Here is a 25463-nt window from a genome sequence, read left to right as displayed (position 1 = left end):
GCGCTCCGTTGGCGTCGTACGGGTGCGTCGTTTCGGTGTGGTCAGACCACACGGTAGACCAGGTGGGAGGCGGAACGGAAGCCGGCCAGTAGGGTTGCCGATCGTGAAGACGTACGAGCTCGTGCTGCGCCAGATCGAGGCCGACCTGGCCGCCGGTCGGCTGCGGCTGGGCGATCGGCTGCCCGGCGAGCGCGCGATGGCCGGGCTGCTGGGGGTGAGCCGGCCATCCGTGCGCGAGGCCATCCGGGTGCTCGAGGCGATGGGCGTCGTCCGCACCGCCGCGGGGTCCGGCCCGGAAGCCGGTGCCGTCATCGTCGCCGAGCCGGCCTCGCCGCTGACGGCCACGTTGCGTTTGCACCTGGCCACCAGCCACCTGCCGATGGGTGACATCGTCCAGACCCGGGTGCTGCTGGAGTCGTGGGCGGTGCGCGAGGCGGCCGGCCGGGCTCAGCCGGAGCAACTGGCCGCCGCCGGCCAGCTGCTGGAGGCGATGGACGACGCCGACCTGCCGCGCGAACGCTTCCACCTGCTCGACGCGGAGTTCCACGTGGCGTTGGCCGCGCTGGCGGGCAACGTCCTGGTCTCCACCATCATGGCGTCGCTGCGCGAGGCGATCCACGGCTACGTCGTCGCAGCGGCAGCGGACCTGCCGGACTGGAAGAACACCGCCGACGCGCTGAGGCATCAGCACCGGGCGGTGCTCGCCGCGATCGCCGCCGGCGACGGTGAGCGCGCCGCGTCGCTGGTGGCCGAGCACATCGAGGGCTTCTACCGGGACGCGCGGCTGACGTGAGACGGGCGCGGGTCCGGTGCAGGTCCGGTTCGGGCCTGGCGACCCCAGGGGTTCTCCCGCGTCACCAGGCAAGCATCCATGGTGGAGCGGGAGCACCCATGGTGAACGTGATCATTCCGGGGGTGGCGGAGTGTCGGTTTCGATGCGACTTGGGGGTTGACCGCGAGCGTCACTGGGCCTAATGTCCTCGCAAGGTCGTGAAACGATTCATTAACCTGGAGGACGCCGTTGTCCGCTACCGGGAGCACGTTCGAAACCGGCCATTCGCCGGTCCGTCCGGTGGTGACACTGGCTGGGGTGACCAAGGCATTCGGGCCGGTCGCGGCGTTGCGTGACGCGCGCTTGGAGCTGTATCCGGGCGAGGCACACGCGCTGGTCGGCGAGAACGGCGCCGGCAAGTCGACGTTGATCAAGGTCCTCGCCGGCGTCCACCGGCCCGACACCGGCACTGTCACAGTCAACGGCGAAGCGGTCGAATTCACGAACACCGCGGCGGCCAAGGATGCGGGCATCGCCGTCATCTACCAGGAACCGACTCTCTTCCCCGATCTGTCAGTGGCGGAGAACATCTTCGTCGGGCGGCAGCCCCGCGGCCGGTTCGGGTTGATCGACCGGGCGGAGATGCATCGCCACGCAGCCGCACTGTTCGAACGGCTAGGCGTCCCGCTCGACCCGGCCCGGCCGGCCAAGGGCCTGTCCATCGCCGATCAGCAGCTGGTCGAGATCGCCAAGGCCATCTCCGTCGACGCCACCGTGCTGATCATGGACGAGCCCACGGCGGCACTCTCCGGCGTCGAGGTCGAGCGGCTGTTCGCCGTGGTCCGCGGGCTGCGCGACGCCGGTGCGGCGGTGCTGTTCATCTCGCACCGGTTCGACGAGGTCGAGGCGCTGTGTCAGCGGGTGACGGTCATGCGCGACGGCGCCCACGTGTCCACCGACCTGCTGGCCGACGTCACCATCGACCAGATCGTGCGCCGCATGGTCGGCCGCGAACTCGGCGCGCTCTTCCCGAAGCAGGAGGTCACCCCCGGTGAGGTCGTGCTGGAGGTCGACGGGCTGAGTCGCGCCGGCGTCTTCCGCGACGTGTCGTTCCAGGTCCGGGCCGGCGAAATCGTGGCGCTGGCGGGACTGGTGGGCTCCGGCCGGTCCGAGGTGGTGCAGGCGGTGTTCGGCGTCGACCCCCGCGACGCCGGCACCGTGCGGGTCGGTGGGCACGCGCTGCCTGCCGGAAACTCGAAGGCGGCCATGCGAGCAGGCGTGGCGCTGGTGCCCGAGGACCGCCGGCAGCAGGGACTCATCCTCGACCTGTCGATCATGCGTAACGCCACACTCGTCCGGCGCAACCGGCTGTCTCGCTTCGGCTTCCTGACCGGCGGCGCCGAACGGCGTGAAGCCGCCGACTGGACCCGTCGGCTGCAGACCCGCTACGGTCGCCTCACCGACCCCGCCGGCACCCTCTCCGGCGGCAACCAGCAGAAGGTCGTGCTGGCGAAATGGCTGGCCACCGGGCCGAAAGTGCTCATCGTCGACGAGCCCACCCGCGGCATCGACGTCGGCACGAAGGCCGAGGTGCACCGGCTGATGTCGCAGCTCGCGGCCGACTGGGTCGCCGTCGTCATGGTCTCCTCCGAACTGCCCGAGGTCCTCGGCATGGCCGACCGGGTCCTCGTGATCCGGGAGGGGCACCTGGTCGGTGAGTTGAGCCGAGCCGAGGCGACCGAGGAGTCGGTCATGTTCCTCGCCACCGGGCAGGAGGTCGCGGCATGACGCTGCTGGCGCAGCCGGCCGAGCCGGACACCAGGACCCGCACCGGCTCCACGGCCCTCGATCTGGTCCTGCGGTTCCGGGCACTGGGGCTGGTCGTCGCGCTGGTGGCCGTCGTCGCCGTCACCGCGGCGGTCAACCCACGCTTCGTGGGCCAGCAGAGCATCCGCGACCTGCTGCTCTCGGCGGCCATCACCATGCTGCTGGCCATCGGCATGACGATCGTGGTGCTGACCCGTGGCATCGACCTGTCGGTGGGCTCGGTGCTGGGGCTGTCGGCCTATATCACCGCGGACTTCCTGCAGAACAACACCGGGACCCCTTTGCCGGTGGCCATGCTGCTCGGGCTGGCCGTCGGCGCCGTATGCGGTCTCGTCAACGGCGTCATCGTCCACGTCGGCAAGGTCCCGTCGCTGGTCGCCACGCTCGGCACCCTGTACGTGTTCCGCGGCATCGTCTACTTCGTCGCCGGCGGCTCACGCATCAACGCCTCGGACATGCCGCGGGGCTTCCTCGACTTCGGCACCGCCCGGATCCTGGGCATCCCGTACCTCATCATCGTGGCTCTGGTCGTGCTCGTGCTGGCCGGTGTGTTCCTGTCGCGATACCGCGCCGGACGCGACATGTACGCGCTCGGGTCCAGCCCGGAGGCCGCGCGGCTGGCCGGCGTCCCGGCCGGGCGGCGGCTGCTCACCGCCTACGTGCTGTGCGGGGCACTGGCCGGCCTCGGCGGCGTACTGCACGCGGCCCGCTTCGGCACCGTCGACGCGTCGGCCGGGTCCGGCCTCGAGCTGTCGGTGGTGGCGGCCGTGGTGGTCGGCGGCGTGGCCATCTTCGGCGGCAGCGGCACCGTGTACGGGGCGGCGCTGGGCGCGCTGCTGCTGACCGTCATCAGCAACGCACTGCCGGTGCTCAGCATCGACCAGTTCTGGCAGCAGGCCATCGTCGGTGCCCTGATCCTCGGCGCCATCGGCCTGGACCGGTTCGTCAGCCTGCGGGTCGCGGCCTCCCTGCGGACGAAGGACTCCCATGTCGACTGACACCGCACCGGACCGGATCACCCAGGCCCAGCCGTCGTCGTCGCGGCTGCGCTCCAGCCGGATCGTGGGCTGGGACGGCGCCATCGTCCTGGTGACGGTCCTGGTCATCGCCGTGGCGGCGCTGACGGTCGAGCACTTCGGCACGTCCCGCAACGCCGGGTTCCTGATCCTGGACCTGACACCGGTTCTGCTGCTGGCACTGCCGATGACGCTGATCATCGTCACCGGTGAGATCGACCTCTCCGTCGCCAGCACCGTCGGGCTGACCAGTTCCGCCATGGGCGTGATGTGGAACAACGGGCTGCCGCTGGAGACCATCATGCCGCTGTGCGTGGTGATCGGCGCCGTGCTCGGTGCCGTCAACGGCATCCTCGTCACCGCGCTGGGGTTGCCGTCGCTTGCGGTCACCATCGGTACCCTCGCGCTCTATCGCGGGCTGGCCTTCGTGCTGCTCGGCGACACCGCGGTGGCGGACTTCCCGCGCGACTTCAGCAGCTGGACCATCGGCAACCTCGGTACGTCGTCGGTGCCGAACGTGCTGATCCCGCTCATCGTGATCTCCGGGCTCTTCGCCGCCGTCCTCCACGCCACCCCGGTGGGTCGGGCCGTCTTCGCCGCGGGTGCGAACCCGATCGCCGCGGCCTTCGCCGGCATCCCGGTCGGGCGGCTGAAGTTCTGGCTCTACGTCACGTCCGGCGCGGTCGCCGGTCTGGTCGGCGTCTTCTGGACGCTGCGCTACTCCAGCGCCCGCGCCGACAACGCCAGCGGCCTGGAACTGACGGTCGTCGCGGCGGTGCTGCTGGGCGGCGTCTCCATCTTCGGCGGCAAGGGCACGTTGCCGGGCGTGGTGGCCGGCGTGGTGCTGCTGTCGTCGCTGCAGAACGCCCTGCGGCTGGCCAGCGTGTCGACCGAGGCGCTCACCGTCGTGACCGGATCGCTGCTGATCGTGTCCGTCCTCGCCCCGAATGTCGTCACGTCGGCGCGGGCCGCCCTGGTCCGCCGGCGTGCACGTCTGCGCACGACCCCGACGTCGTAGCACCACCTGAGAAAGGAACCGCTCATGTTCGCCAGTCGAACCCGCCGGACGCGTAGGTTCGCGCCGGCCGCCCTGGGCCTGTCCCTGGTGCTCACGGTCGCCGCCTGCGGCGGCACAACCCAGGACAGCGGGGATGACGACGACGGCGCCGGCGACGACGGGACCGCGGCCGCGGCCGACCCGGACGCCGAGTACGCCGCCGACCTGTCCATCGCCATGTTGCCCAAGTCGGTCAACAACCCGTACTTCGAAGCGTCCAGCGACGGCGCCCAGAGTGCGGTCGACGAGCTCGGCGGCGAGTACGAGTACACCGGCCCGTCCGACGCATCCGCGTCCTCGCAGGTCAGCTACATCAACACGCTGAGCCAGCAGGCGGCGGACGTCATCCTGTTGTCGGCCAATGACCCCAACGCGCTGTGCTCCTCGCTGGAGCAGGCGCGCAGTGCCGAGACGTACGTCGTCACGTTCGACTCCGACGTCGACCCGGGCTGCCGTGACCTGTTCGTCAGTCAGGTCGACAGCGACGAGGTGGGCCGGGCGCTCATCGAGATGGCGGCCGAGCAGATCGGCGGCGCCGGTTCCGTGGCCATCCTGTCCGCTACCGCGAACGCCACCAACCAGAACGCCTGGATCGCGGTGATCGAGGACGAGCTGGCCAACAACCCCGATTACGCGGACATCGAACTGGCGGGCGTTGTCTACGGCGACGACGAGGACGAGAAGTCCTTCCAGGAGACCCAGGGTCTGCTGCAGGCCAATCCGGACCTCGGCGCCATCATCTCGCCGACGACGGTCGGTATCGCGGCCGCGGCCCGATACCTCTCCGGGTCGGAGTTCAAGGGGCAGGTCGCGCTGACCGGGCTGGGCACGCCGAACCAGATGCGCGAGTACGTCAAGGACGGCACGGTGACGGAGTTCGCGCTCTGGGACCCGACGGCGCTGGGCGAGCTGGCCGCGTACACGGGCGCGGCCATCGCGTCCGGCATCATCACCGGCGCCGAGGGTGAGACCTTCACCGCCGGTGAGCTGGGCGAATACACGGTCGGCGCCGACGGCGTCGTGACGCTGGGCCCGCCGACGAGGTTCAACGCCGAGAACATCGACGACTTCGACTTCTGACCAGCCAGCCCTTCCCCGACGACGAGGAGGAACACATGACCGCCTCGACCACGGACCGGCCGGTACTCGCGCACGACGACCTGCAGCTGCTGCGGTTGATCTCGCAGGGTCTGCCGCTCGACGCCGTCGGCCGCCGGATGAGCTTCTCGGACCGGACCATCCGGCGCCGGACCCGAGCCATCTGCGACCGGCTCGGGGTCGGGACGCCGATCGAGGCGGTCGTGTGGGCCGCCCGGCGCGGCCTGCTCTGACCGCTCCGCCCCGACTTCCCATGATCATCAAGACTTGACCCGGCCATAACCGGGCGAAGTCTCGATGATCATGGGAAGAGGGTCGGCCGGCGCGTGTCCGTTTCCGGACGACTTTTCTTGATCGTCTTGTCTGCCCCTTCGGTCGCCCGTCACGCTGAGTCACAGTCCTGTCATGCCTGGCGATGACCTCCGGGAGGTCGAGGTGAATCGTTCCATTCCGGTGCGTCGATCAGCCACGTGGCTGGCGGTGGCCGCCCTGGTGGCGGGTGCCGCCGCGGCCGGCCTGGCCGCACCCGCGGGCGCGGGTGCCGCGGGCCGTCCGCCGCTGGCGCCCGTCGAGCTGACCGTGGGCGATCGCGTCCACCCGCTCAACGTCGAAGGGACGCCGTCGTTCGGCTGGCTGCCGCAGGACCGCGATCCCGGCGAGGTGCAGACCGCCTATCAGCTCGTCGTCGAGGGCGCCTCCGGCACCGTGTGGGACAGCGGCAAGGTCGCCTCGTCCGAGCAGTCCTACGTGCCGTACGACGGGCCGTCCCTGGACCCCGGCACCGCCTACACCTGGACGGTGCGTACATGGGACAGCGCCGGCCGGCCGTCGCCATGGGCTGAACCGGCCCGCTTCGAGACCGGCATCCCCGACGACGGCTGGGACGGCGCACAGTGGATCCAGCGCCCGCCGGGCGGCCGGAGCCCCCTGGAGATCGTCGACGGGCGGGTCCGGGTGACGGGCGGCGACATCACGCTCGCCGACATGGACATCGCGGCCACCGACTACACGCTCGAGCTGACGGTGCGCCCGTACACCCGCGGCGCCGGTTGGGTCTTCCGCAGCCCGGACCGGCGCAACGGCTATCTCTGGCAGCTGGTGCCCGGACAGGGTCTCAACACGCACCTGCATCGTGACGGCTCGTCGACCCGGTTGGCGAGCGTGCCGCTGAGCGTCGTGGCCGGCACCGACTACCGGGTGCGGATGGAGATCGCCGGTTCCACGTTCCGCACCTACGTCGACGGCGTACTGGTCGACGAGCATGAAGACGACACTTTCCCGGCCGGCGGCGTCGGGCTGCGGGAGGCATCGAACGAGATCGGCGAGTTCGACGACGTCGAGGTCACCGCGCCGGACGGCACGACCCTGTTCGCCGACGACTTCAGCGGCGACCTCTCCGGCTGGGCCGAGCCGCCGCCGTCGCGACAGCCGGACGAGTGGACGCTGGCGCGCACCGAGGTGGCGCTGCGCGACCAGCCGGTCACCCGGGCCCGCGCCTACGTCGCCGGCAGCCACACCTACGAGCTGTTCATCGACGGGCAGCGGGCCGACCGCGGCCAGTCGTTCGCCTACAGCGGCGAGCACTTCTACCAGGCCAGCGACGTCACGGCGCTGGTGGACGGGAAGGACGAGCTCGCCCTCGGCGGGATCCTGCACTGGTACGGCGGCGGGCAGGGCCGCCCGGCCGAGGTGCCCGGGTTGCTGGTGCGGCTGGTGGTGGAGTACGCCGACGGCGAGCGGCAGGTCGTCGTCAGCGACGGCTCCTGGAAGGTCACCGAAGGCCCGTACGTCGCGACATCGCGGCGCAACGGCGAGGGCGACTACATCGAGCATTTGGACGCCCGCCGGGTCCCGGCCGGCTGGGACCGGCTCGGCTTCGACGACGCGGCGTGGGACGACGCCGTCGTGCTCGGGCCGCACCCGACGGCGCCGTTCACCCACCTGACCGGCCAGGAGACCCGGCTGACGGAGACGACCGCGCGGCCGGTCGCGCTGCTGACCGCCGCCGACGGCACCCCGGTGATCGACTTCGGGGTGGTGATCCCGGCCCGGCCGGTCGTGCGCTTCGACGACGGCGTCGCCGGCCGGACGGTGCCGATGCGGGCGGGCTACATGCTCACCGACGACGGCAGGGTGGCCACGTCGACGCTGCTCAGCCAGGGCACGAACATGAGCTTCCCCTACACCCAGGTGGACGGCCCGCAGGAGTTCCGGGCCTTCACCCACCTCGGCTTCCGGTACCTGGAGCTTCCCGGCGCCGGCGAGGAAATCGCGCTCGACGACGTCGAGGCCGTCGTGGTGCACACCGACACCCCGCCCGGCCGGGAGGCGACGTTCGAGAGTTCCGACGCGACGCTGGACGCGGTGTGGGACCTGATGGTCCGCTCGGCCATCTACTCGGTGCAGGAAGCCTTCGTGGACACCCCGACCCGTGAGAAGGGGCAGTTCCTCGGCGACGCGGTCAACATCTCCTACGCCACCATGGCCGCGTTCGGCGAGCGCGACGCGACCCAGCAGGCGATCCGCGAATTCCTGAACTCCGCGCGCCGGTTCTGGAACACCGGCAACGACCTCGGCCGCTACAACGCCGTCTACCCGAACGGCGACGGCAAGCGCGACATCCCCGACTACTCGCTGATGTTCGTCGACTGGGTGTGGCGGTACTACCAGGAGACGGGCGACCGGGAGCTCCTCGCCGAGGCGTACCCGGCCGTCCTCGACACCGCCGGCTACGTGCTTCGGCACATCCCCGCCGACGGGCCGACCGCGGGCCTGGTGACCCAGCTCTCCGGCGGCAGCGGCGCCTACCAGTACGGCATCGTCGACTGGCCGGAGCCGGGCCGGTTCGGCTACGACATGAGCGCTGCCGCGCGCACCACCATCAACGCGCAGAGCGTCGCCGTGCTGCGCGACGCCGCCGCGATGGGCGAGGCCCTGGGCCGGCCCGAGGCCGAGACCGCCGAGCTCACGGAGCGCGCCGACCAACTGGTCGAGCGGATGAACGCCACGCTGCGCCGCGCCGACGGCGTGTACGTCGACGGCCTGGGCGCCGACGGCAGCCAGAGCACCCATGCCGGGCAGCACTCGACCACCTACGCGATCGCGCACGGCGTCGCACCGCGGGCCGACCATGCGGAACTGGCCGAGTACGTCGCCGGCCTGGGCATGAAACAGGGCCCGATGACGGCGCACTGGATCCTGCAGGCGCTGAGCGACGCCGGCCGGCCGGACGCGGTGCTGGAGATGCTGACCGACGCCGACGACCTCGGCTGGGCGAACCTGCTGGCCCAGGACGCGACGTTCACCTGGGAGGCATGGACCCTCGATCCCGGGACGAACTTCAGCCAGTCGCACGGCTGGGGCGCGCAGGCGGTCGTCGACATCCAGCAGACGCTGCTGGGAGTCCGGACCACCAGCCCGGGCGCGGCGACCGTGGAGATCGCGCCGCCGTCGGGCGATGCCGGGCTGGCCTCCGCGGCGGGCACGGTGCCGACCCAGCGCGGTGACGTGACGGTCGCGTGGCGGCGGGTCGGCGACGCGGTCCGGCTGGAGCTGGACGTGCCGGTCAACGTGACGGCGCGGGTCGCGCTGCCGCTCCCGGCCGGGCGTTCCTACCGGGCCGACGGTCGCAGTCCCGCCACCTACCTGGGCGTCGAGAACGGCCGGGCCATCTTCGAGGTCGGCTCCGGCCGTTCCGTCTACCACCCCGTCCGTGATCCGGAAGGAGCCGGCCGATGACGTCGCTACCGTTGCGTACGGTGACCAGGGCCGCCTTGGTGATGGCGCTGGTCGCCGCGGTCGCCCTGCTGGCGGTGCCGGGGTCATCCCCGGCGCGCGGAACGGGCGGCGCGATCACCGTCGTCGACCCACGGGTCGAGTACCGCACGAACCCCCTCGGCCTGGACGTGGCGGTGCCCCGGTTCAGCTGGCGACTGGAGTCGGATCAGCGAGCGCAGGCCCAGGGCGCATACCGGATCCTGGTGGCGTCGAGTGCCGAGGAACTGGCGGCCGGCCGGGGCGACGTCTGGGACAGCGGCCGGGTCGAGTCGGCGCAGGCCCACCTGATCGAGTACGGCGGTCCCGCACTGCGGCCGACCACCCGGTATCACTGGGCGGTGCAGGTGTGGGACACCGACGGCGCCGGCCCCGTCGCCGGTCCGGCCGGCTGGTGGGAGACCGGCCTGATGGACGACGAGCTGGGCGCGGCCTGGATCGGCCACCAGGTCGAGGAGCGGCTGCCGCGCAGCAACACCGAGGAGAACCAGCCCGTGCGGCTGGCCGAGGACGGCACGCTCGGGCAGACGTTCACCACCGACGACCCGTTCACCGCGGCCGAGGCGAGGACGCCGACCTGGAACACCTCCGGGTCGACGGTCACCGCGACCCTGCGGGCGGACGGCCCGGACGGTGCCGAGGTCGCCAGCCAGGTGGTCGACGAGGTGGCCGACAACGACTGGGTCGGCGTCGCGGTCGACGATCCCCTGCCGCCCGGCGTCTACTACCTGGAGCTGTCCGCACCGACCGGCACCGTCGGCTGGTGGAGCCACACCGACGACGTGTACGCGCACGGCGAGGCCTTCGCCGACGGTGTGCCCGTCGCGGGCGATCGGAGCATCCGCTGGCAGCCGTCGCTCGCGGAGGCCGACGGGCGCACACCGCAGCTGCGGACCGAGTTCGAGCTGGACAAACCCATCGCCTCGGCGCGCGTCTACGCCAGCGCGCTGGGGGTCTACGAACTGGAGGTCAACGGCGAGAGCATCGGCGACCACCAGCTCGCACCGGGCTGGACCGATTACGACACCCGGGTGCAGTACCAGACGTTCGACGTCACCGAGCAGCTGCGCGAAGGCGGCAACGCGATCGGAGCGACGGTCGGTCCCGGCTGGTATGCCGGCCACATCGCGATCTTCGGCCCGGACCAGTACGGGACCCAGCCGTGGTTCGCCGCCCGGCTGGAGGTCACCTACGCCGACGGCAGCACCGAGGTGGTGGCCACCGACGACACCTGGCGTTCGGCCACCGGGCCGGTGCTGGAGTCGGACCTGCTGATGGGCGAGAGGTACGACGCCCGCGAGGCCACGCCGGGGTGGACGCGGACCGGCTTCGACGACGCCGGCTGGCAGCCGGTGGTGGTCGACGACGAGGTCAGCGCGGCGGTCGTGGCCCAGGCCGACCCGCCGGTCCGGGTCACGCAGGAACTCACCCCGGTGGAGATCACCGAACCCGAGGACGGCGTGTACGTCGTGGACCTCGGGCAGAACATGGTCGGAACGGTCCGGCTGCGGGTGGAGGGCGAAGCCGGGCAGACGGTGCGGCTGCGGCACGCCGAGGTGCTCAACCCCGACGGCACGATCTACACCGACAACCTGCGCAGCGCCCTGGCCACCGACCACTACACCCTGGCCGGCGGCGACCCCGAGGTGTACGAGCCGGGGTTCACGTTCCACGGCTTCCGCTACGTCGAGTTGACCGGTCTGCCCGCGGCACCCACGACGGACACCGTCACCGGGCTGGTCATGCACACCGACGCCCCGATGACCAGCGAGTTCGAGACGTCCGACCCGATGCTGAACCAGCTGTTCAGCAACATCACGTGGGGCCAGCGCGGCAACTTCCTCTCCATCCCCACCGACACGCCCGCCCGCGACGAGCGGATGGGCTGGACCGGTGACATCAACGTCTTCGTCGGTGCCGCCGCGTACAACATGGAGGTCGCGCCGTTCCTGACGAAGTGGCTGCAGGACCTGCGCGACGCCCAGTTCGACGACGGCGCGTTCCCCGACGTCGCACCGATCGTCGGATTCCTCGGCGGTGGCGCGGCCGGATGGGGTGACGCCGGTGTCACCGTGCCGTGGACGTTGTGGCACCGCTACGGCGACCGCCGGATGCTGGAGGAGCACTATCCGGCGATGCAGGCGTGGATCGACTACCTGATCGAGCATTCCGACGGCTACCTGCGGCCGGCCGAGGGGTACGGCGACTGGCTCAACGTCGACGACGAGACGCCCAAGGACGTCATCGGCACCGCGTACTTCGCGCACAGCGCGGCGCTGGTCGCCGAGTTGGCGGCGGTGCTCGGCGAGGACGCCGACGCGGCCCGGTACCGGCAGCTCGCCGACGACGTGGCCGCCGCCTTCGCCGCGGCGTACGTCGACGGCGAGGGCCGGGTCGAGGGCGACACCCAGACGGCCTACGTGCTGGCGCTGGGCTTCGACCTGGTCCCCGATGAGCTGCGGGCGCCGGCCGCGGACCGGCTGGTCGAGCTGATCCGGGCCCGCGACTGGCATCTGTCCACCGGCTTCCTCGGCACCCCCGACCTGCTGCCGGTGCTCACCGAGACCGGCCACACCGACGTGGCGTACCGGCTGATCACGCAGGACACCTATCCGTCCTGGGGTTACCAGATCGCCAACGGCGCCACCACCATGTGGGAGCACTGGGACTCACTCAAGCCGGACGGCACGTTCGAGAACCCGGCGATGAACTCCTTCAACCACTACGCCTACGGCGCCGTGGGGGAGTGGATGTTCGACACGATCGCCGGGATCGAGCCGGCCGCGCCCGGTTTCGGCGAGACCGTGATCCGGCCCCGGCCCGGCGGCGACCTGGACCACGCCGCCGCCACCTATCGCTCCGTCGCCGGCGAGGTCCGCAGCTCCTGGCGGCAGTCCGCTCGCGTCTTCGAGCTGGACGTGTCGATCCCGGTCAACACCACGGCCGAGGTGTGGGTCCCGGCGCTGGCAGCGGCCGCGGTGACGGAGAGCGGCGGGCCGGCGGCGGACGCGGACGGGGTGGAGTTCGACCGGATGGCCGACGGGTACGCCGTTTTCCGGGTCGGCTCCGGTGACTACCGCTTCGGCTCCGACCACGTCCTCGGCCACCTGCACCTGGGCGACGCCGCAGCCACGGATCTCGGTGCGGCGATCGACCGGGCCGCGGAAGACCTGACCGACGAGCAGGCCGCCCACCTGCGCGAGCGCAGCACCGCCGCGGCCGCGAACGTCGAGGCGGCCATCGCCGCGGTCGCGGACGGGTCCGGCGACGACGCCGTCGTCCGGCAGGTTCAGCGGGCACTGACGGTGACCGGCCGCCTGCTGGACTGGCTGGACCGACAGCGGACGGCCGGTGAGTTGCCCGCCGACACGGCCGAGGCGCTGGCCGCCGCGGTGGGCGCGGTGCACGGCGAGCTGTCATCCGCGAGCGCACTCATCACCGGCGTCGCGGTGACGGTCGCCCCGCCGGCGGACGGCTCCGTCGTCGCCGGCGGCGCTGCGGAGGTCGGCGTGACCGTGACCAACAGCGGCGAGCACCGGGTCCAAGGCGTCCAGGCCGTGGTCACCGCGCCCGAGGGCTGGACGGTGACGCCGGCGGGCCCGGACCGGGTCGGATCGCTGCCGCCGGGCGAGACCTTCACCGTGCGGTTCTCGGTGGCCGCCCCGCTGTCGCAGCCGGTCGCGGCTGCCGTCCCGATCACCGCGACGGCGTCCTACCTGCACGCCGGGGGCAGGGTCGAGCTGTCCGCCCCGGCCACCCTGGACGTCCTCTCGCCGGTGACGCTCGGCGACGTCGCGGCCGACCCGCGCATCATCGACGAGCCGGGCACGCCGTCGACCGTGACGGCCGTGGTCACCAACCGCGCGGCGCAGCCGGTCGACAGCACCGTTCGGGCCGCGGTACCGGAGGGCTGGAGCGTCGAGCCGGCGTCGGTGGCGTATCAGCTCGCGGCCGGTGAGCACGCCGAGGTGTCGTTCCGGGTGGTGCCGCCGGCGGAACCGGCCGCGGGAGACGTCACCCTCACCGCAGGCTACGGAGACCACGACGGCGCCACGGCCACCGTCCGGCTGACCCACTCACTGGCCGGCTGGCTGTTCGACACCGACGGCGACGCCGAGGGCTGGGAACCGGGCAACCACCTGACCGAGCCCGAGGTCTCCGGCGGCGTGCTGCGCGTGACGTCCACCGGCGGTGACCCGTACCTGGTGAGCTCCACGCCGCTGTCCATCGATGCGGCGGACGGCGTCGTCGTCGAGGTGACCATGCAGGTCGCGGCCGACAGCGGGGCCCAGCTGTTCTGGACCAGCGCCGCCGAGCCGTTCTTCAGCGAGGGCAAGAGCACGAAGTTCCCCGTCACCGCCGGTGAGCCACGTACCTACCGGGTCCCGGTGCGCGGCTTCGACGGCACCCTCACGGGGCTCCGGCTGGACCCATTGGAGCGCGACGGCGACGTCGTCATCGATGCCATCCGGATCGTCCGCTGACGGCGGAGGTGACGGGGCGACCCGTGGGGCGGAAGAATCCCGACAATTTTCCGTCGAGGCATATCGCATTACGCCGAGATGCCGCTACTGTTTCAACACCATCGGTGTGGCTTTCGCCACACGGCGGTGAAAGTAGCCGGATCGCGCCGCCGCAGCATCGCGACCTGGCCGAGCAACGTCCCCATTGTCGACGGAGCAAGGAGACGACTCATGGCCCTGGAACACCCGTTGAGCCGCCGGCGGCTGCTGACGATCAGCGCCGGCACGCTGGCTGCGGCCGCGCTCGTGCCGTCGGTCGCGGCCGGCGCGCAATCGCTGGTGCCGAACGTGCCCAACCCGCTGCTGCCGCCGGGCAAGCGCGGCACGATCCTCTACACCCAGCGGGACGCCACGGCCCGGCGCGGCATCTGGAACAACCCGGCGCCGACCATGGGCTACCTCGGGGGACCGGCATTCCCGGACGACCCCAACGACCTCGGTCCGCTGGTGCCGCTGCCCGGCGGGTTCCGTGAGGTGTTCCAGTACCTGGCCCGCGTCGGCTTCAAGCAGGTCGAGTTCGCCGGCTACAACCAGCACGCTGACAACCAGGGTGGTGCGGCGCCGGTCATCAGCCAGGGCGGGCAGCTGCTGCGGCAGAACTTCCCGGCCTACCTGGACTACGCACGGACACTGCGTGGCTTCCTGGACGAGGCCGGGCTGGAGGCCATCGGCAATCACGGGTTCATCCCGGGTACCTGGCCGGGCGGGCCGAACGGCGGTATGAGCGCCGACGACTACGACCGATTCCAGGTCGAGCTGGAGTTCGCGTCCATCCTCGGCATGCCCTACATGGGCACCGGCGGCGACCCGACCGGCAGCGGCGCCAAGGAAGCCTGGGACCTCGCGGCGCAGAAGTGGGAGGCGCTCAACGACCTCGGCCGTGAGTGGCGCATCTCGATCTACCCGCACAACCACGCCGACGCCTACGGGTTCCTGCAGGACGGCCCGATGGTCGAGGTGACCGTCGACCGGGTCACCGGCGAGCCGCTGCCCCAGCCGATGATGGTGCGTGGTGAGTCCGGCATCCGGCGGATGCAGTACTACCTGGACATCACACCCAGCACGAAGTGCTACTGCGAGATCGACATCTACTGGGCCCACTCGGCGCAGCACCGGTTCCGGTGGTACTACGACTGGGACGGCCAGCGGCGCGAGAGCATCTTCAGCCCGATCGACCAGATCGCCGCCCAGCCGCTGCGGTACCCGCTCTACCACGCCAAGGACGGCGAGCGCCGCGACGAGCAGCCGGTCGGCGTCGGCGAGGGCTACCGGATGATCCCGTTCGGCGACCCGCGCAGCGACATCGACTACGACGCCATCTTCCGCCGGCACCGGCCGCGCGGCTACCACAACCCCAACTACGAGGACGACACCGCTCCCGGCGGCGCCGCCGACCCCGGGCGCTCCCTCCGGCACGCCCACATCAGCGGCCGGAACATGGCCAGCATGGCCCGCTGAGCTCCCCGGCCGGCCGGGATCGACCCCGGCCGGCCGGGTGAACACCTCTCAGCCCGCCGGTTGCAGCACCCGCGCGACGTAGTGCGGTGCCGGTTCGTCGGTGACGATGCGCCCGTCGGCGACCTCGACGACGCGGTCGACCCAGTGCAGCGACTGCGGCCGGTGCGTCACGACGATGGTGGTGCGGCCGGCCGAGGCCACCCGCATCGCCTGGTTCACCTTCCGCTCGCTGGCCAGGTCCAGGTTGGACGTGGCCTCGTCGAGGATGAGGATCGACGGGTCACCCAGCAGTGCCCGGGCCAGGCACACCAGCTGTCGTTGCCCGGCCGAGAGCGACCGGCCGCGTTCGGCGACCACATGGTGGTAGCCGCCGGGTAGCCGGGTGATGAACTCGTGCGCCCCGACCGCTCGTGCGGCCGCCTCCACTTCGGCCTCGGTGGCGTCCGGCCGGGCGTAGGCGATGTTGTCCCGGATGGTGCGGGAGAACAGGAACGGCTCCTGCGGCACGTAGCCGAGGTGCTTGCGGTAGTCGGTGACATCGAGCCCGTCCAGCGGCCGGCCGTCGACGAGCACCGTGCCGGCGGTCGGATCGTAGAACCGGGCGACCAGCTTCGACAGCGTCGACTTGCCCGCTCCGGTGCGCCCCACGAACGCCACCCGCTGACCTGCCGGGATGTGCAGGTCCACATCGCGGATGGCATCGGTCGACGCGCTGGCGTAGCGCAACCGCACGCGGTCGAAGCGCAGCTCGCCCTCGAGCGCGTCCAACCGCTCGGCATCCGCGCGCACCGGCGTCGACGTCTCCAGGCCCAGCAGCCGGCGTACCCGCACCAGGCCGGTGCGAGCCCGCTGGTACACGTCGAACACCTGGGACAGCTGCTGGATCGGCGCGAACACCTGGGCCAGGTAGAGCAGGAACGCGATCAGCGTGCCCAGCGCCAGCGTGCCGGACTCGATGCGCTGTGCACCTACCCACAACACCGCCGCCACCGCCAGCACCGACAGCAGCTCGATGGTGGCCACGTACACCGACGTCGCGTAGAGCCCACGCAGGCTGGCCGCCACGTACTCGCGCCCGAGCGCGGCGAACCGGCTTAGGTTCACCGCCTCGCGGCGGAACGCGTGCGTGACGCGGATGCCGGCCATGCTCTCCTGCACGTCGGCATTGAGGGAGGACAGCAGCTCGCGGGCCTCGTCGTACGCCACCGACGCGCGCCGCCGGTACCACCAGGTGATGGCGGCGGCGAACGGGATCACCCCCAGCACCACCAAGGCCAGAATCGGGTCCAGCGCGACGACCACCACCGACATGCCGGCGAAGGTGGCCAGGCTGACGACGGCGTTGATCAGCCCGACCTGGAACAGCTGGGCGATCGCGTCGACGTCGGAGGTCATGCGCGTCATGACCCGGCCGGCCTGGGTGCGGTCGTAGTAGTCGATGCCCAGGCGCTGGAGCTGCCCGAAGATGCGGATGCGCAACGCCAGCAGGAGCCGCTCGGTGCTGCGGGTGGTCCACAGGAAACCGGTGCGCTGGTCCAACCAGAGAAGCCCGACCATCACCGCGGCGATGCCGCAGATGGTCAGCAGCACCGGCACCGAGCCGGCGAGCATGCCGTCGTCGACCGCCCGCTGCACCAGCATCGGGTTGATCAGCATGATGGCGGCCTCGAGGATCACCAGCACCAGGCCGACGACCAGTCCGCCGACGTACGGGCGCAGGAACGACGCCAGCCGCAGCGGCCCGGAGGTGGAGCCCTCCCGGTCGAGGTCCACGGCGGGCCGATCGACTGGCTCCGGCAGTGCCGCGATCCGCTCGGCCACCGCCGGTGGGACGCTCATCCGCGGCCCAGGTAGTGAGCCGGTGGCGTCCTGCCGCGACTCCCAGGCCGACGACGTGGTTTCGAACCGGCCGGCCCGGGCCCGCGACATCAGGTCGACGGTGGCGTCGGAGCCGGTGCCGGCGCCGTCCGCCCCGTCACCGAACAGGTCGCGGTACAGCGCGTTGCGTTCCAGCAGCTCGGCGTGGCCGCCCTCGTCGACGACCCGGCCGTCGTCCACCAGTACCACCCGGTCGGCCAGCCGTAGCGTGGACTCCCGGTACGCGACCAGGAGCACGGTCCGCGAGGCGAGGAACGGCTCCAGGTTGGCGTGGATGCGCTCCTCGACCTTGATGTCGACCGACGACGTCGCGTCGTCGAGCAACAGGATGTCCGGCTCGGTGAGCAGCGCCCGGGCCAGTGCCACGCGTTGCCGCTGGCCGCCGGAGAGGGTGATGCCCTGCTCGCCGACGACGGTGTCGTAGCCGTCGGGGAGTGCGTCGATGAACTCGTCGGCGGCCGCGGCTCGAGCCGCCGCCCGGATCTCGTCCAGCGAGGCGTCGGGCCGGCCGTAGGCGATGTTCGCGGCGATGGTGTCGGAGAACAGGAAACTGTTCTCGAAGACAACCCCGATGCGGCGGCGCAGCTCCGGCAGCGACCAGCGGCGCACGTCGATGCCGTCGACGGTGACCGTGCCGGCGTCGGCGTCGAAGAACCGCGGCAGCATGGCCAGCGCGGTGGACTTACCGCATCCGGACGGGCCGACCAGCGCCACCGTTTCGCCCGGCTTCACCTCCAGCGTGAAACCGCGCAGCACCTGGTGCCCGTCGCCGTCGGCGTAGGCGAAACGCAGCCGGTGGAACGAGACGGCGCCGCCACCCGGCCGCACGCCCGCCGGCCGCAGCGGCTCGGTGATCTCGGCCTTCAGGTCCAGCAGCTCACCGACGCGTTCCGTGGCGGCGCGGCACAGCGGCGCGTTGGTGAGCACCATGCCCGCGACCCGGGCGCCGCCGATCAGCTCGGCCAGATAGCCGGTGCAGGCCAGGAAGACACCGACCGTGAGCTGGCCGTTCATCACCAGCAGGCCGCCGGCGAGCATCACCAGAACCTGGCCGAACAGTGGCGCGCCCTGCAACGAGGCGATGAACGGTGCGCGCAACCGGACCGCGCGCACCCGGGCGCTGAACATGTCGAGCAGCGCCTTGTGCAGCCGTCCCGTCTCCGCCGGCTGCTGCCCGAACGCGCGCACCACCCGGACGCCGGTGACGGCCTCCTCGACCTGCGAGGTCATCTCCGCCTCGCGGTCCTGAGCGTCCCAACCGGCCGCGTACACCCGCCGGCGCTGCCGGTTCGTCACCGCGAACACGACGACGATGACGGCGACGACCAGCGCGGCGACGATGGGCGAGAGGACGAACATCACCGCGACCGCCAGAGTCGCCGACAGCAGCGTGGCGGCCACCTGCGGGATGAACGACAGCAACATGTGGACGTAGCGCAGGTCGCCGCTGATGCGGGAGACCAGCTGACCGCTCTGCAGCTGTGCATGGCCGGTGAAGTCCAGCCGCTGCAGGGTGTCGTAGACGTCGCGGCGCAGGTCGTCCTGGATGCGGAACGCGGTCTTGCCGCCGAGGTGCCGCCAGGAGGCCGACAGCACGAACCGTGCGACGGCCAGCCCGGCCAGCAGCAGGATCAGCGGCATCAACGGCTGGTTGTGCTCGCTGATGGCGTCATCGATGACACGGCCCTGGGTGACCGGGAGGGCCGCGACGGCGACCGCCCACAGCAGCGCCAACGCGACGGAGGCCAGCACCGTGCCGCGATGCCGGAGAAGGTACGGCGCCAGCCGGCGGACAGTGCCCGGCGCTGAGGGTTCGGCTGACGGGGTGCCCGGCGCTGGCGTTGACGGCCGGGCGGAGGTGTCGTGACTTGAGGGACGGGCGGACGCGGTGCGGCTGGGCACAGGGATCTCCCGGAGCAGCGGTCGGATTGGTCGCCCCGAACGGGGCCGTGGACGATCCTACGCCCGGTCCCGTAGGTGATCAACGGTCTTTCGGCGCCCCCGGACGGCCACGACCGGCCACTATCGTGGGCAGATGAGCGACGACGCTGCAGCTCCCGAGCCCGCTGGTCACGCCGAGGACCCGCCCATCAGCGAAGAAGAGCTGATGCGGTACACCATGCAGTACGCCCGCAAGCAGGAGCGCGACCAGGCCGAGGTCACCACCGACGCCGACGGCAACCCGTACCCCCGCCTCGACCTCGACGGCCCGCCGCCGGCGACGGACGACCCCCTGCTGCGGGTCGGCTACGCCCTGCTCGCGGAGCTACCGGACGAGTGGGAGTACGCACTCCTCATAGTCAGTGCCGCGGCGGACGAGGTGCGCACCTGGGTCATCGTCAAGGTGCCGTCCGACGACGTCACGGCCATGCGGAACCTCTTCTACCTGCCCCGCGTCGCCGAAGCTGCCGCGGCATTACGGCGGGCGACCCACGAGCCCGAAGGGCGGGGCGCCTGGTACACCCTGACCGTCAGGCTGGAGCGCACCGGCGCGCTCAAACCGCGCTACGACTACGAGAGCCCGCCGTTCATGACGTGGGGGCCGGGCGAGGTCGAGCTACTCCGGCGCGACCAGGAGCTCTACCCCCGTGATCCCGCGAAGCTGCCGGACTGGCACCCCGCCCGGTGAACGGAATGCCGTCCGGTTGGCTCAGGACCAGTAGACGATGACGTCGTCGCCGTTCTTCACCTGGTCGAACAGCGACTCGATGGCGTCGCGGTCGCGGACGTTCACGCAACCGTGCGAGCCGCCGTTGTAACCGTTCTGCGCGAAGTCGGGTGAGTAGTGCACCGCCTGGCCGCCGCTGAAGAACATGGCGAACGGCATGGGGGTGTCGTAGAGCGACGAGACGTGGTCGCGCGACTTCCAGTACACCTCGAACTCGCCCTCGCGGGTGGGGGTCAGCTCGGTGCCGAACCGGACGTCCAGCGTCATGCGGACCTCGCCGCCGACCACCCAGCGCAGCGTGTTGGTGCTCTTGTCGATGCACAGCACGCGACCGGTGAGGCACCGCTCGTCGAGGCCACCCTCGTTGCCGCCGTTGTTCTCGGGCTCGCGGTTGTGTAGCTCGTCGTCGGTGGGCTCACGCGTCATCTCGACGATCCGGTCCCAGGTGCGCTGGTCGACCTCGCCGGTGGCAGGAAAGCCGCGCTTGGTCTGGAACCCCTCGACCGCCGCAGCCGTGGTGTCGCCGTAGGTGTCGGTGACATCGCCGCTGAACCAGTCGATCTGCTTCAGCCGGGCCTGCAGCTCACGGACGTCGTCGCCGGTGTCGCCCGGGCCGAGAATGGTCGGACCGGGGACGAGGCGGTTGTGCATCTCGTCGTCGGTCGGCTCACGGGTCATGTCGACCAGGGCGTCCCAGGTGGCCTGGTCGACCTGGCCGGTCTCCGGCAACCCCCGCTTGGCCTGGAAACCGGTGACCGCCTGCACGGTGACGTCGTCGTACTCACCGGAGATGTCCGGCGAATACCACTCGATCTGCTTGAGCCGCGACTGCAGCTCGCGCACCTCGTCGCCGCTGGCGCCCGGGGCCATCAGCGCGGTCGGTGTGGGTGTGGGCGTGGTGGTGGGAGTCGGCGTCGCGGTCGGCGTCGGCGTGACGGTGGGGGTGGGCGTCGCCGTCGGGGTCGGGGTGGCCTCCGGCGTCTGCGTGGCGTCGCGGCTGGAGCCGGCCGGAGTCGCCGCTGCGGGCTCGTCGCCGCCGAAGCGGTTCAGGCCGATGACGACGGCCGAGACCATCGCGGCGGCCAGCAGAACCACCAGCAGGCCCAGTCCGGCTTTCCTGCCTCGCGTCACGGTGTTTCCTTCCCCCTCAAACCGGCGTCCCGTTGACGCCGCTCCCACCCCGAAAGACTCATGGAGCCCGCACTAGGTTGCCCCGACGGCGGCGCAATTTGTATCACGAAAAGGTATCGAACGGTCAGCGCGCTGATGGAGACGTGCGCGCAGTGTCACTTTCACCTGATCGCCGATATGCCACCTGATCATCTCCAGCATGTGGACGCAGGTGGATCAGGTGACAGAAGGCGCCGCCGCTGCGCTGGTACGTCACTTGATTCATTCTGGTCCGAATGGTGGAGACGATCAGGTGACCCAATGGCCGGTCGCCCCGGGCGAGCTTTCACCTGATCGCCGCCGAGACGATGATCAGGTGACGAATCGGCGATCAGGTGGAATGGGAATGGGTATGCGCACCGTTGTGGCGGACGTGATGCCGGGCCCGCACCGACCGCGCCGGGTGGCGATGCTCAGCGTGCACACCTCGCCGCTGGACCAGCCGGGTGCCGGCAACGCCGGCGGAATGAACGTCTACGTCGTCGAACTGGCCCGGAGGCTGGCCGTCCGCGGCGTCGAGGTCGACGTCTTCACCCGGGCCACGTCGTCCGACCAACCGCCGGTGGTCGAGGAGTCGCCCGGCGTGACGGTCCGGCACATCGCAGCCGGGCCGTACGAACTGCTGCCGACCGCCGAGGTGCCCGCCCAGTTGTGCGCCTTCACCGCGGGAGTGCTGCGCGCGGAGGCCCGGCATGAGCCCGGCTGGTACGACCTCGTCCACTCCCACTACTGGCTGGCCGGACACGTCGGCTGGCTGGCGACCATGCGCTGGGGCGTGCCGCTGGTCCATTCCATGCACACCATGTCCAAGGTCAAGAACGCCGCGCTCGCCGAGGGCGACACTCCCGAACCGCGGGAGCGGGAGCTCGGCGAGGAACAGGTGGTGGCCGCCGCCGACCTGCTGGTCGCGAACACCGAGGACGAAGCAGCCGAACTCGTCGCGCTGTACGGGGCGCCGCCGGAACGGGTCACGACGGTGCTGCCCGGCGTCGACCTCGGCCTGTTCACCCCCGGTTCGCCGGCGCGGGCCCGGTCCAGGCTCGGGCTGCGGTCCGACGACGTCGTGCTGCTGTTCGCCGGGCGCATCCAGCCGCTGAAGGCGCCGGACATCCTGCTGCGAGCCGCGGCGATGCTGCTGAGCGCCGCGCCGGGGCTGCGCGACCGGATGGTGGTCGTGGTGGTCGGCGGCCGCTCCGGCGGTGGCCGGCCGCCCGAGGCAGACCTCCCCGCCCTCGCCCGGGGCCTGGGGATCGCCGACGTCGTCCGGTTCGAACCGCCGGTCGGCCAGGACGCGCTGGCCGACTGGTACCGCGCCGCCGACCTGACCGTCGTGCCCTCGTACAACGAGTCGTTCGGCCTGGTGGCGCTGGAATCACAGGCCTGCGGCACGCCGGTGGTCGCCGCCGGCGTGGGCGGCCTGCGCACGGCCGTCGCCGACGGCGACTCCGGCGTGCTCGTCGACGGGCACGACCCTGCCGACTGGGCCCGGGTCCTGGGTGCTCTGGTGACCGATCCGCGGCGGCTGCACGGCCTCAGCCGGGGCGCGGTGTCGCACGCCGCCCGGTTCGGGTGGGACGTCACCGCCGCCCGTATGCTCGACGTCTACGCGCGAGCGATCCAGCGTCGGCAGATGGTGACAGCATGAGCGACCAGCATGACCCAGCGACGGTGGTGCGCGACTACCTCGCCGGCACGGGCCAGCCGTGGGCCGAGTCCGCGCCCGGCGCGTTCTCCGTCGAGCTGCCCGGCGAACGCAAGCTGAAGACGTCGTGCAGCCTGGCCGTGCGCGACCACAGCCTGGTGGTCAACGCCTTCGTCGCGCGCCGGCCGGACGAGAACCACGAGGCCGTGTACCGCTGGCTGCTCGAGCGCAACGCCCGGTTGTCCGGCGTCGCGTTCGCCGTCGACCACGCCGGTGACATCTATCTGGTCGGCCGGCTCCCGCTGCACGCCGTCACCGCCGACGAGCTCGACCGGCTGCTCGGTGTCGTGCTCGACACCGCCGACGGCTCGTTCAACACCATCCTGGAGTTGGGGTTCGCCAGCTCCATCCGGCGCGAATGGGAGTGGCGGCTGGCCCGCGGCGAGGCCACTCGTAACCTGGCCGCGTTCGAGCACCTGCGACCGCCCCCGTAGGCTTGGCGCATGACCTTTCGGCTGGTTCTGCTCCGTCACGGCGAGAGCGAATGGAACGCGAAGAACCTCTTCACCGGCTGGGTCGACGTCGACCTCACGGCCGCAGGCGAGGCCGAGGCCCGCCGCGGTGGCGAGCTGCTGAAGAGTCGCGGGATCCTGCCCGACGTCCTGCACACGAGCGTGCTGCGCCGGGCCATCCGCACCGCCAACATCACCCTCGACGTCGCCGACCGGCACTGGGTTCCGGTGCGCCGGTCGTGGCGGCTAAACGAGCGGCACTACGGCGCGCTGCAGGGCAAGGACAAGAAGCAGACGCTGGCGGAGTTCGGCGAGGAGCAGTTCATGCTCTGGCGCCGCTCCTACGACACCCCGCCGCCGGCCATCGACCCGTCCGACGAGTTCGCCCAGACCGGTGACCCGCGCTACGCGGACCTGCCGCCGGAGCTGCTGCCGGCAACCGAGTGCCTCAAGGACGTGCTGCACCGGTTCCTGCCGTACTGGTACGACGCCATCGTGCCGGACCTGCGCTCGGGCCACACGGTCGCCGTCGTCGCACACGGCAACTCGCTGCGGGCGCTGGTCAAGCACCTCGACGACGTCTCCGACGAGGCCATCGCCGGCCTGAACATCCCCACCGGCGTGCCGCTGCTGTACGAGCTGGACGAGTCGATGCGCCCGGTCACCCGCGGCGGCGAGTACCTCGATCCCGACGCCGCCGCGGCGGCCATCGAGGCGGTCAAGAACCAGGGCCGCTAGAACGTCCGCAGGTCGAAGGCGCTCGCGATGGCGTGGGCGAGCGCCTCTTCCTGGTCGTCCCAGAGGTTGCCGATCTGCCGGTCGACCGACTCGACGGGCACGGTGACGATGTTGTCGCAGGAAACCACGCACGGATGATCCAAGCCGTTCCGGGCATCGACGGTGACCTCGGTGCTCAGGCCTCTGATCGTGCTCGTGATCGGCGCGACGGTGAACCAGCCGATGTACGGGCGGACAGCCGCCCGCGTGAGCACCAGTGCGGGTCGGGACTTGTCGAGCTTGGCGACATGAATCGGCCGCATCAGTCGGCGCCGAGCGGCTTACCAACCGTCCACTCGGCCAAACCGTGCAGATCGTCAGGGTCGGTTCTGAGCCCGGCGTAGATCTTCGCGTCGTGCTCCGCAGCTTCCCGGCGTCGAGCGGCCTCCAGCGCCTGGGTCACGATGGCGGCACGACTAGGCGCCTCGCCTGCCTCGACTCGCTGAGTGCGTCGCGTGAGCGCTGCCGGTGCGGCGGGAGGTCAGTGGCCGGCGGTGCTGTCCGCCCACTCGATCTCGCCGGTGACCAGGTACCGCACGTTGGTCGCGATGTGCACGGCGTGGTCGGCGAAGCGCTCGTAGTAGCGGCCCAGCAGGGCGATGTCGACCGCGACCTCGACACCGCGGTCCCAGGCATCGTCGAGCAGCACCAGGAACAGCGAGCGGTGCAGGTGGTCCATCTCGTTGTCGTCCTGGGCCAGCTCGGCGGCGGCGGTGAGGTCACGGGAGCGCACCACCTCGCAGGCCTTGGCGGACATGTCCACGGCGGCCCGGCCCATGGCCGCGAACGTGTCGCGCAGTTCCTCGGGCACGGCGTGGTCGGGGTAGCGCATGCGGGCAACCTTGGCGACGTGCACGGCGAGGTCGCCCATCCGCTCGGCGTCGGACGTGGTGCGCAGCGCGGAGGTGACGACGCGCAGCTCCGACGCGACCGGGCCCTGGGTGGCCATCAGCTCGAGCACGTTCTCGTCGATCTCGAGCTGGTCTCGGTTGATGCTGGAGTCGGCGGCCATGGTCTGCTCGGCGGCGTCGAGGTCGGCCTTCAGCAGGGCGGTCGTGGCCAGCCCGATCTGCTCGCCCGTCTTGCGGATCATGCCGATCAGCCGGCCGTTGACGTCGTCCAGCTGCTCGCGATACGCCTCGCGCATGTTGTTCGTCATCCTGTCGTCGGCTGGCGGAAAACGGATTGCTCCGTCTGATCAGACTAGGCGCTCCTGGTGACCGGGCAACGGTCCAAGATGAATGCGTGACGAAACCTAGATGAACAGGCACTCGAAAGAGCCGCGTGAAGT

At 71.2% G+C, this 25463-nt stretch carries 18 protein-coding genes and 2 pseudogenes; 15 read left to right on the top strand and 5 right to left on the bottom strand.

Features of this window, described 5'->3' with window-relative positions:
• Positions 1 to 103: 103 nt before the first annotated feature.
• The 11 genes and pseudogenes from JIAGA_RS0124255 (at position 104) to JIAGA_RS0124215 (ending at position 15525) form a co-directional block, all read left to right on the top strand.
• Positions 104 to 793, top strand: a complete 690-nt coding sequence (locus JIAGA_RS0124255) for a FadR/GntR family transcriptional regulator (RefSeq protein ID WP_026877663.1) — start codon at positions 104 to 106, stop codon at positions 791 to 793.
• Between the two features lie 288 nt (positions 794 to 1081).
• Complete coding sequence (locus tag JIAGA_RS0124250; protein ID WP_425402795.1) at positions 1082 to 2560, top strand: sugar ABC transporter ATP-binding protein; 1479 nt, start codon at positions 1082 to 1084, stop codon at positions 2558 to 2560.
• Complete coding sequence (locus tag JIAGA_RS0124245; RefSeq protein ID WP_026877661.1) at positions 2557 to 3597, top strand: ABC transporter permease; 1041 nt, start codon at positions 2557 to 2559, stop codon at positions 3595 to 3597. The genes JIAGA_RS0124250 and JIAGA_RS0124245 overlap by 4 nt, the downstream gene beginning before the upstream one ends.
• Positions 3587 to 4633: an ABC transporter permease gene (locus JIAGA_RS0124240; RefSeq protein ID WP_084470046.1), complete on the top strand. Its 1047-nt coding sequence runs from the start codon at positions 3587 to 3589 to the stop codon at positions 4631 to 4633. Before JIAGA_RS0124245 ends, JIAGA_RS0124240 begins: the two co-directional genes overlap by 11 nt.
• Positions 4634 to 4657: 24 nt before the next feature.
• Positions 4658 to 5752 (top strand): rhamnose ABC transporter substrate-binding protein, encoded by a 1095-nt coding sequence (gene rhaS, locus JIAGA_RS0124235; protein ID WP_026877659.1) that lies wholly within the window; start codon positions 4658 to 4660, stop codon positions 5750 to 5752.
• 35 nt (positions 5753 to 5787) lie between these two features.
• The gene (locus JIAGA_RS0124230) at positions 5788 to 6003 is read left to right on the top strand and encodes a hypothetical protein (protein ID WP_026877658.1); all 216 of its coding nucleotides are present in this window, start codon (positions 5788 to 5790) and stop codon (positions 6001 to 6003) included.
• Positions 6004 to 6175: 172 nt separating this feature from the next.
• Positions 6176 to 9508, top strand: coding sequence for a family 78 glycoside hydrolase catalytic domain (locus tag JIAGA_RS32070; protein WP_211239829.1), 3333 nt, complete (start codon positions 6176 to 6178; stop codon positions 9506 to 9508).
• Positions 9505 to 9948 (top strand): annotated as a pseudogene (locus tag JIAGA_RS36470) (glycoside hydrolase family 78 protein); the annotation flags it as partial. The gene JIAGA_RS32070 and the pseudogene JIAGA_RS36470, both read left to right, overlap by 4 nt.
• Before the next feature lie 480 nt (positions 9949 to 10428).
• A pseudogene (locus JIAGA_RS36435) lies at positions 10429 to 12627 on the top strand (family 78 glycoside hydrolase catalytic domain); the annotation flags it as partial.
• Positions 12628 to 12849: 222 nt separating this feature from the next.
• Positions 12850 to 14028, top strand: coding sequence for a COG1470 family protein (locus JIAGA_RS36430; RefSeq protein ID WP_425402794.1), 1179 nt, complete (start codon positions 12850 to 12852; stop codon positions 14026 to 14028).
• Positions 14029 to 14238: 210 nt separating this feature from the next.
• The gene (locus JIAGA_RS0124215) at positions 14239 to 15525 is read left to right on the top strand and encodes a sugar phosphate isomerase/epimerase family protein (RefSeq protein WP_051426458.1); all 1287 of its coding nucleotides are present in this window, start codon (positions 14239 to 14241) and stop codon (positions 15523 to 15525) included.
• A 48-nt stretch (positions 15526 to 15573) separates the two neighbouring features.
• On the opposite strand, the gene JIAGA_RS32060 is transcribed toward JIAGA_RS0124215, so the two are convergent.
• Entirely contained in the window at positions 15574 to 19155 is a 3582-nt protein-coding gene (locus JIAGA_RS32060; RefSeq protein ID WP_157553482.1) for an ABC transporter ATP-binding protein, read from the bottom strand.
• A 283-nt stretch (positions 19156 to 19438) separates the two neighbouring features.
• On the opposite strand from JIAGA_RS32060, the gene JIAGA_RS0124205 reads away from it, so the two are divergent.
• Positions 19439 to 20032: a hypothetical protein gene (locus JIAGA_RS0124205; protein WP_026877656.1), complete on the top strand. Its 594-nt coding sequence runs from the start codon at positions 19439 to 19441 to the stop codon at positions 20030 to 20032.
• Between the two features lie 21 nt (positions 20033 to 20053).
• Here JIAGA_RS0124205 and JIAGA_RS33475 read toward each other — a convergent pair whose 3' ends face one another.
• Positions 20054 to 21202: a L,D-transpeptidase family protein gene (locus JIAGA_RS33475; RefSeq protein ID WP_211239828.1), complete on the bottom strand. Its 1149-nt coding sequence runs from the start codon at positions 21200 to 21202 to the stop codon at positions 20054 to 20056.
• Between the two features lie 385 nt (positions 21203 to 21587).
• On the opposite strand from JIAGA_RS33475, the gene mshA reads away from it, so the two are divergent.
• The 3 genes from mshA to JIAGA_RS0124185 are packed head-to-tail and all read left to right on the top strand — an operon-like array spanning position 21588 to position 24133.
• Positions 21588 to 22886: a D-inositol-3-phosphate glycosyltransferase gene (gene mshA / locus JIAGA_RS0124195; RefSeq protein WP_245597234.1), complete on the top strand. Its 1299-nt coding sequence runs from the start codon at positions 21588 to 21590 to the stop codon at positions 22884 to 22886.
• Positions 22883 to 23377 (top strand): type III secretion system chaperone family protein, encoded by a 495-nt coding sequence (locus JIAGA_RS0124190; RefSeq protein ID WP_084470040.1) that lies wholly within the window; start codon positions 22883 to 22885, stop codon positions 23375 to 23377. Before mshA ends, JIAGA_RS0124190 begins: the two co-directional genes overlap by 4 nt.
• A gap of 9 nt (positions 23378 to 23386) precedes the next feature.
• Positions 23387 to 24133 (top strand): phosphoglyceromutase, encoded by a 747-nt coding sequence (locus tag JIAGA_RS0124185; RefSeq protein WP_026877653.1) that lies wholly within the window; start codon positions 23387 to 23389, stop codon positions 24131 to 24133.
• Here the strand turns inward: JIAGA_RS0124185 and JIAGA_RS0124180 are convergent.
• The 3 genes from JIAGA_RS0124180 to phoU all read right to left on the bottom strand — a co-directional run bounded on the left by JIAGA_RS0124180 (position 24130) and on the right by phoU (position 25319).
• Positions 24130 to 24435, bottom strand: coding sequence for a type II toxin-antitoxin system PemK/MazF family toxin (locus tag JIAGA_RS0124180; RefSeq protein WP_026877652.1), 306 nt, complete (start codon positions 24433 to 24435; stop codon positions 24130 to 24132). The two genes, JIAGA_RS0124185 and JIAGA_RS0124180, sit on opposite strands and share 4 nt — an antisense overlap.
• Positions 24435 to 24575 carry a hypothetical protein gene (locus JIAGA_RS34815; RefSeq protein WP_157553478.1) on the bottom strand — a complete coding sequence of 47 codons (141 nt, stop codon included), beginning with the start codon at positions 24573 to 24575 and terminating at the stop codon, positions 24435 to 24437. The genes JIAGA_RS0124180 and JIAGA_RS34815 overlap by 1 nt, the downstream gene beginning before the upstream one ends.
• Positions 24576 to 24653: 78 nt before the next feature.
• Positions 24654 to 25319, bottom strand: a complete 666-nt coding sequence (phoU, locus tag JIAGA_RS0124170; protein ID WP_026877651.1) for a phosphate signaling complex protein PhoU — start codon at positions 25317 to 25319, stop codon at positions 24654 to 24656.
• Positions 25320 to 25463: the final 144 nt, after the last annotated feature.

It is taken from the genome of Jiangella gansuensis DSM 44835 (assembly GCF_000515395.1).
GTDB classification, from domain to species: Bacteria; Actinomycetota; Actinomycetes; order Jiangellales; family Jiangellaceae; genus Jiangella; species Jiangella gansuensis.
This window is presented reverse-complemented; position numbering and strand designations above follow the sequence as displayed.

Coding starts and splice junctions, on each gene's coding strand:
- JIAGA_RS32070 (WP_211239829.1), top strand. CDS start 6,176: ATGCCTGGCGATGACCTCCGGGAGGTCGAGGTGAATCGTTCCATTCCG.
- JIAGA_RS0124230 (WP_026877658.1), top strand. CDS start 5,788: ATGACCGCCTCGACCACGGACCGGCCGGTACTCGCGCACGACGACCTG.
- JIAGA_RS0124190 (WP_084470040.1), top strand. CDS start 22,883: ATGAGCGACCAGCATGACCCAGCGACGGTGGTGCGCGACTACCTCGCC.
- JIAGA_RS0124185 (WP_026877653.1), top strand. CDS start 23,387: ATGACCTTTCGGCTGGTTCTGCTCCGTCACGGCGAGAGCGAATGGAAC.
- rhaS (WP_026877659.1), top strand. CDS start 4,658: ATGTTCGCCAGTCGAACCCGCCGGACGCGTAGGTTCGCGCCGGCCGCC.
- mshA (WP_245597234.1), top strand. CDS start 21,588: ATGGGTATGCGCACCGTTGTGGCGGACGTGATGCCGGGCCCGCACCGA.
- JIAGA_RS0124245 (WP_026877661.1), top strand. CDS start 2,557: ATGACGCTGCTGGCGCAGCCGGCCGAGCCGGACACCAGGACCCGCACC.
- JIAGA_RS0124240 (WP_084470046.1), top strand. CDS start 3,587: ATGTCGACTGACACCGCACCGGACCGGATCACCCAGGCCCAGCCGTCG.
- JIAGA_RS0124205 (WP_026877656.1), top strand. CDS start 19,439: ATGAGCGACGACGCTGCAGCTCCCGAGCCCGCTGGTCACGCCGAGGAC.
- JIAGA_RS0124215 (WP_051426458.1), top strand. CDS start 14,239: ATGGCCCTGGAACACCCGTTGAGCCGCCGGCGGCTGCTGACGATCAGC.
- JIAGA_RS0124180 (WP_026877652.1), bottom strand. CDS start 24,435: ATGCGGCCGATTCATGTCGCCAAGCTCGACAAGTCCCGACCCGCACTG.
- phoU (WP_026877651.1), bottom strand. CDS start 25,319: ATGCGCGAGGCGTATCGCGAGCAGCTGGACGACGTCAACGGCCGGCTG.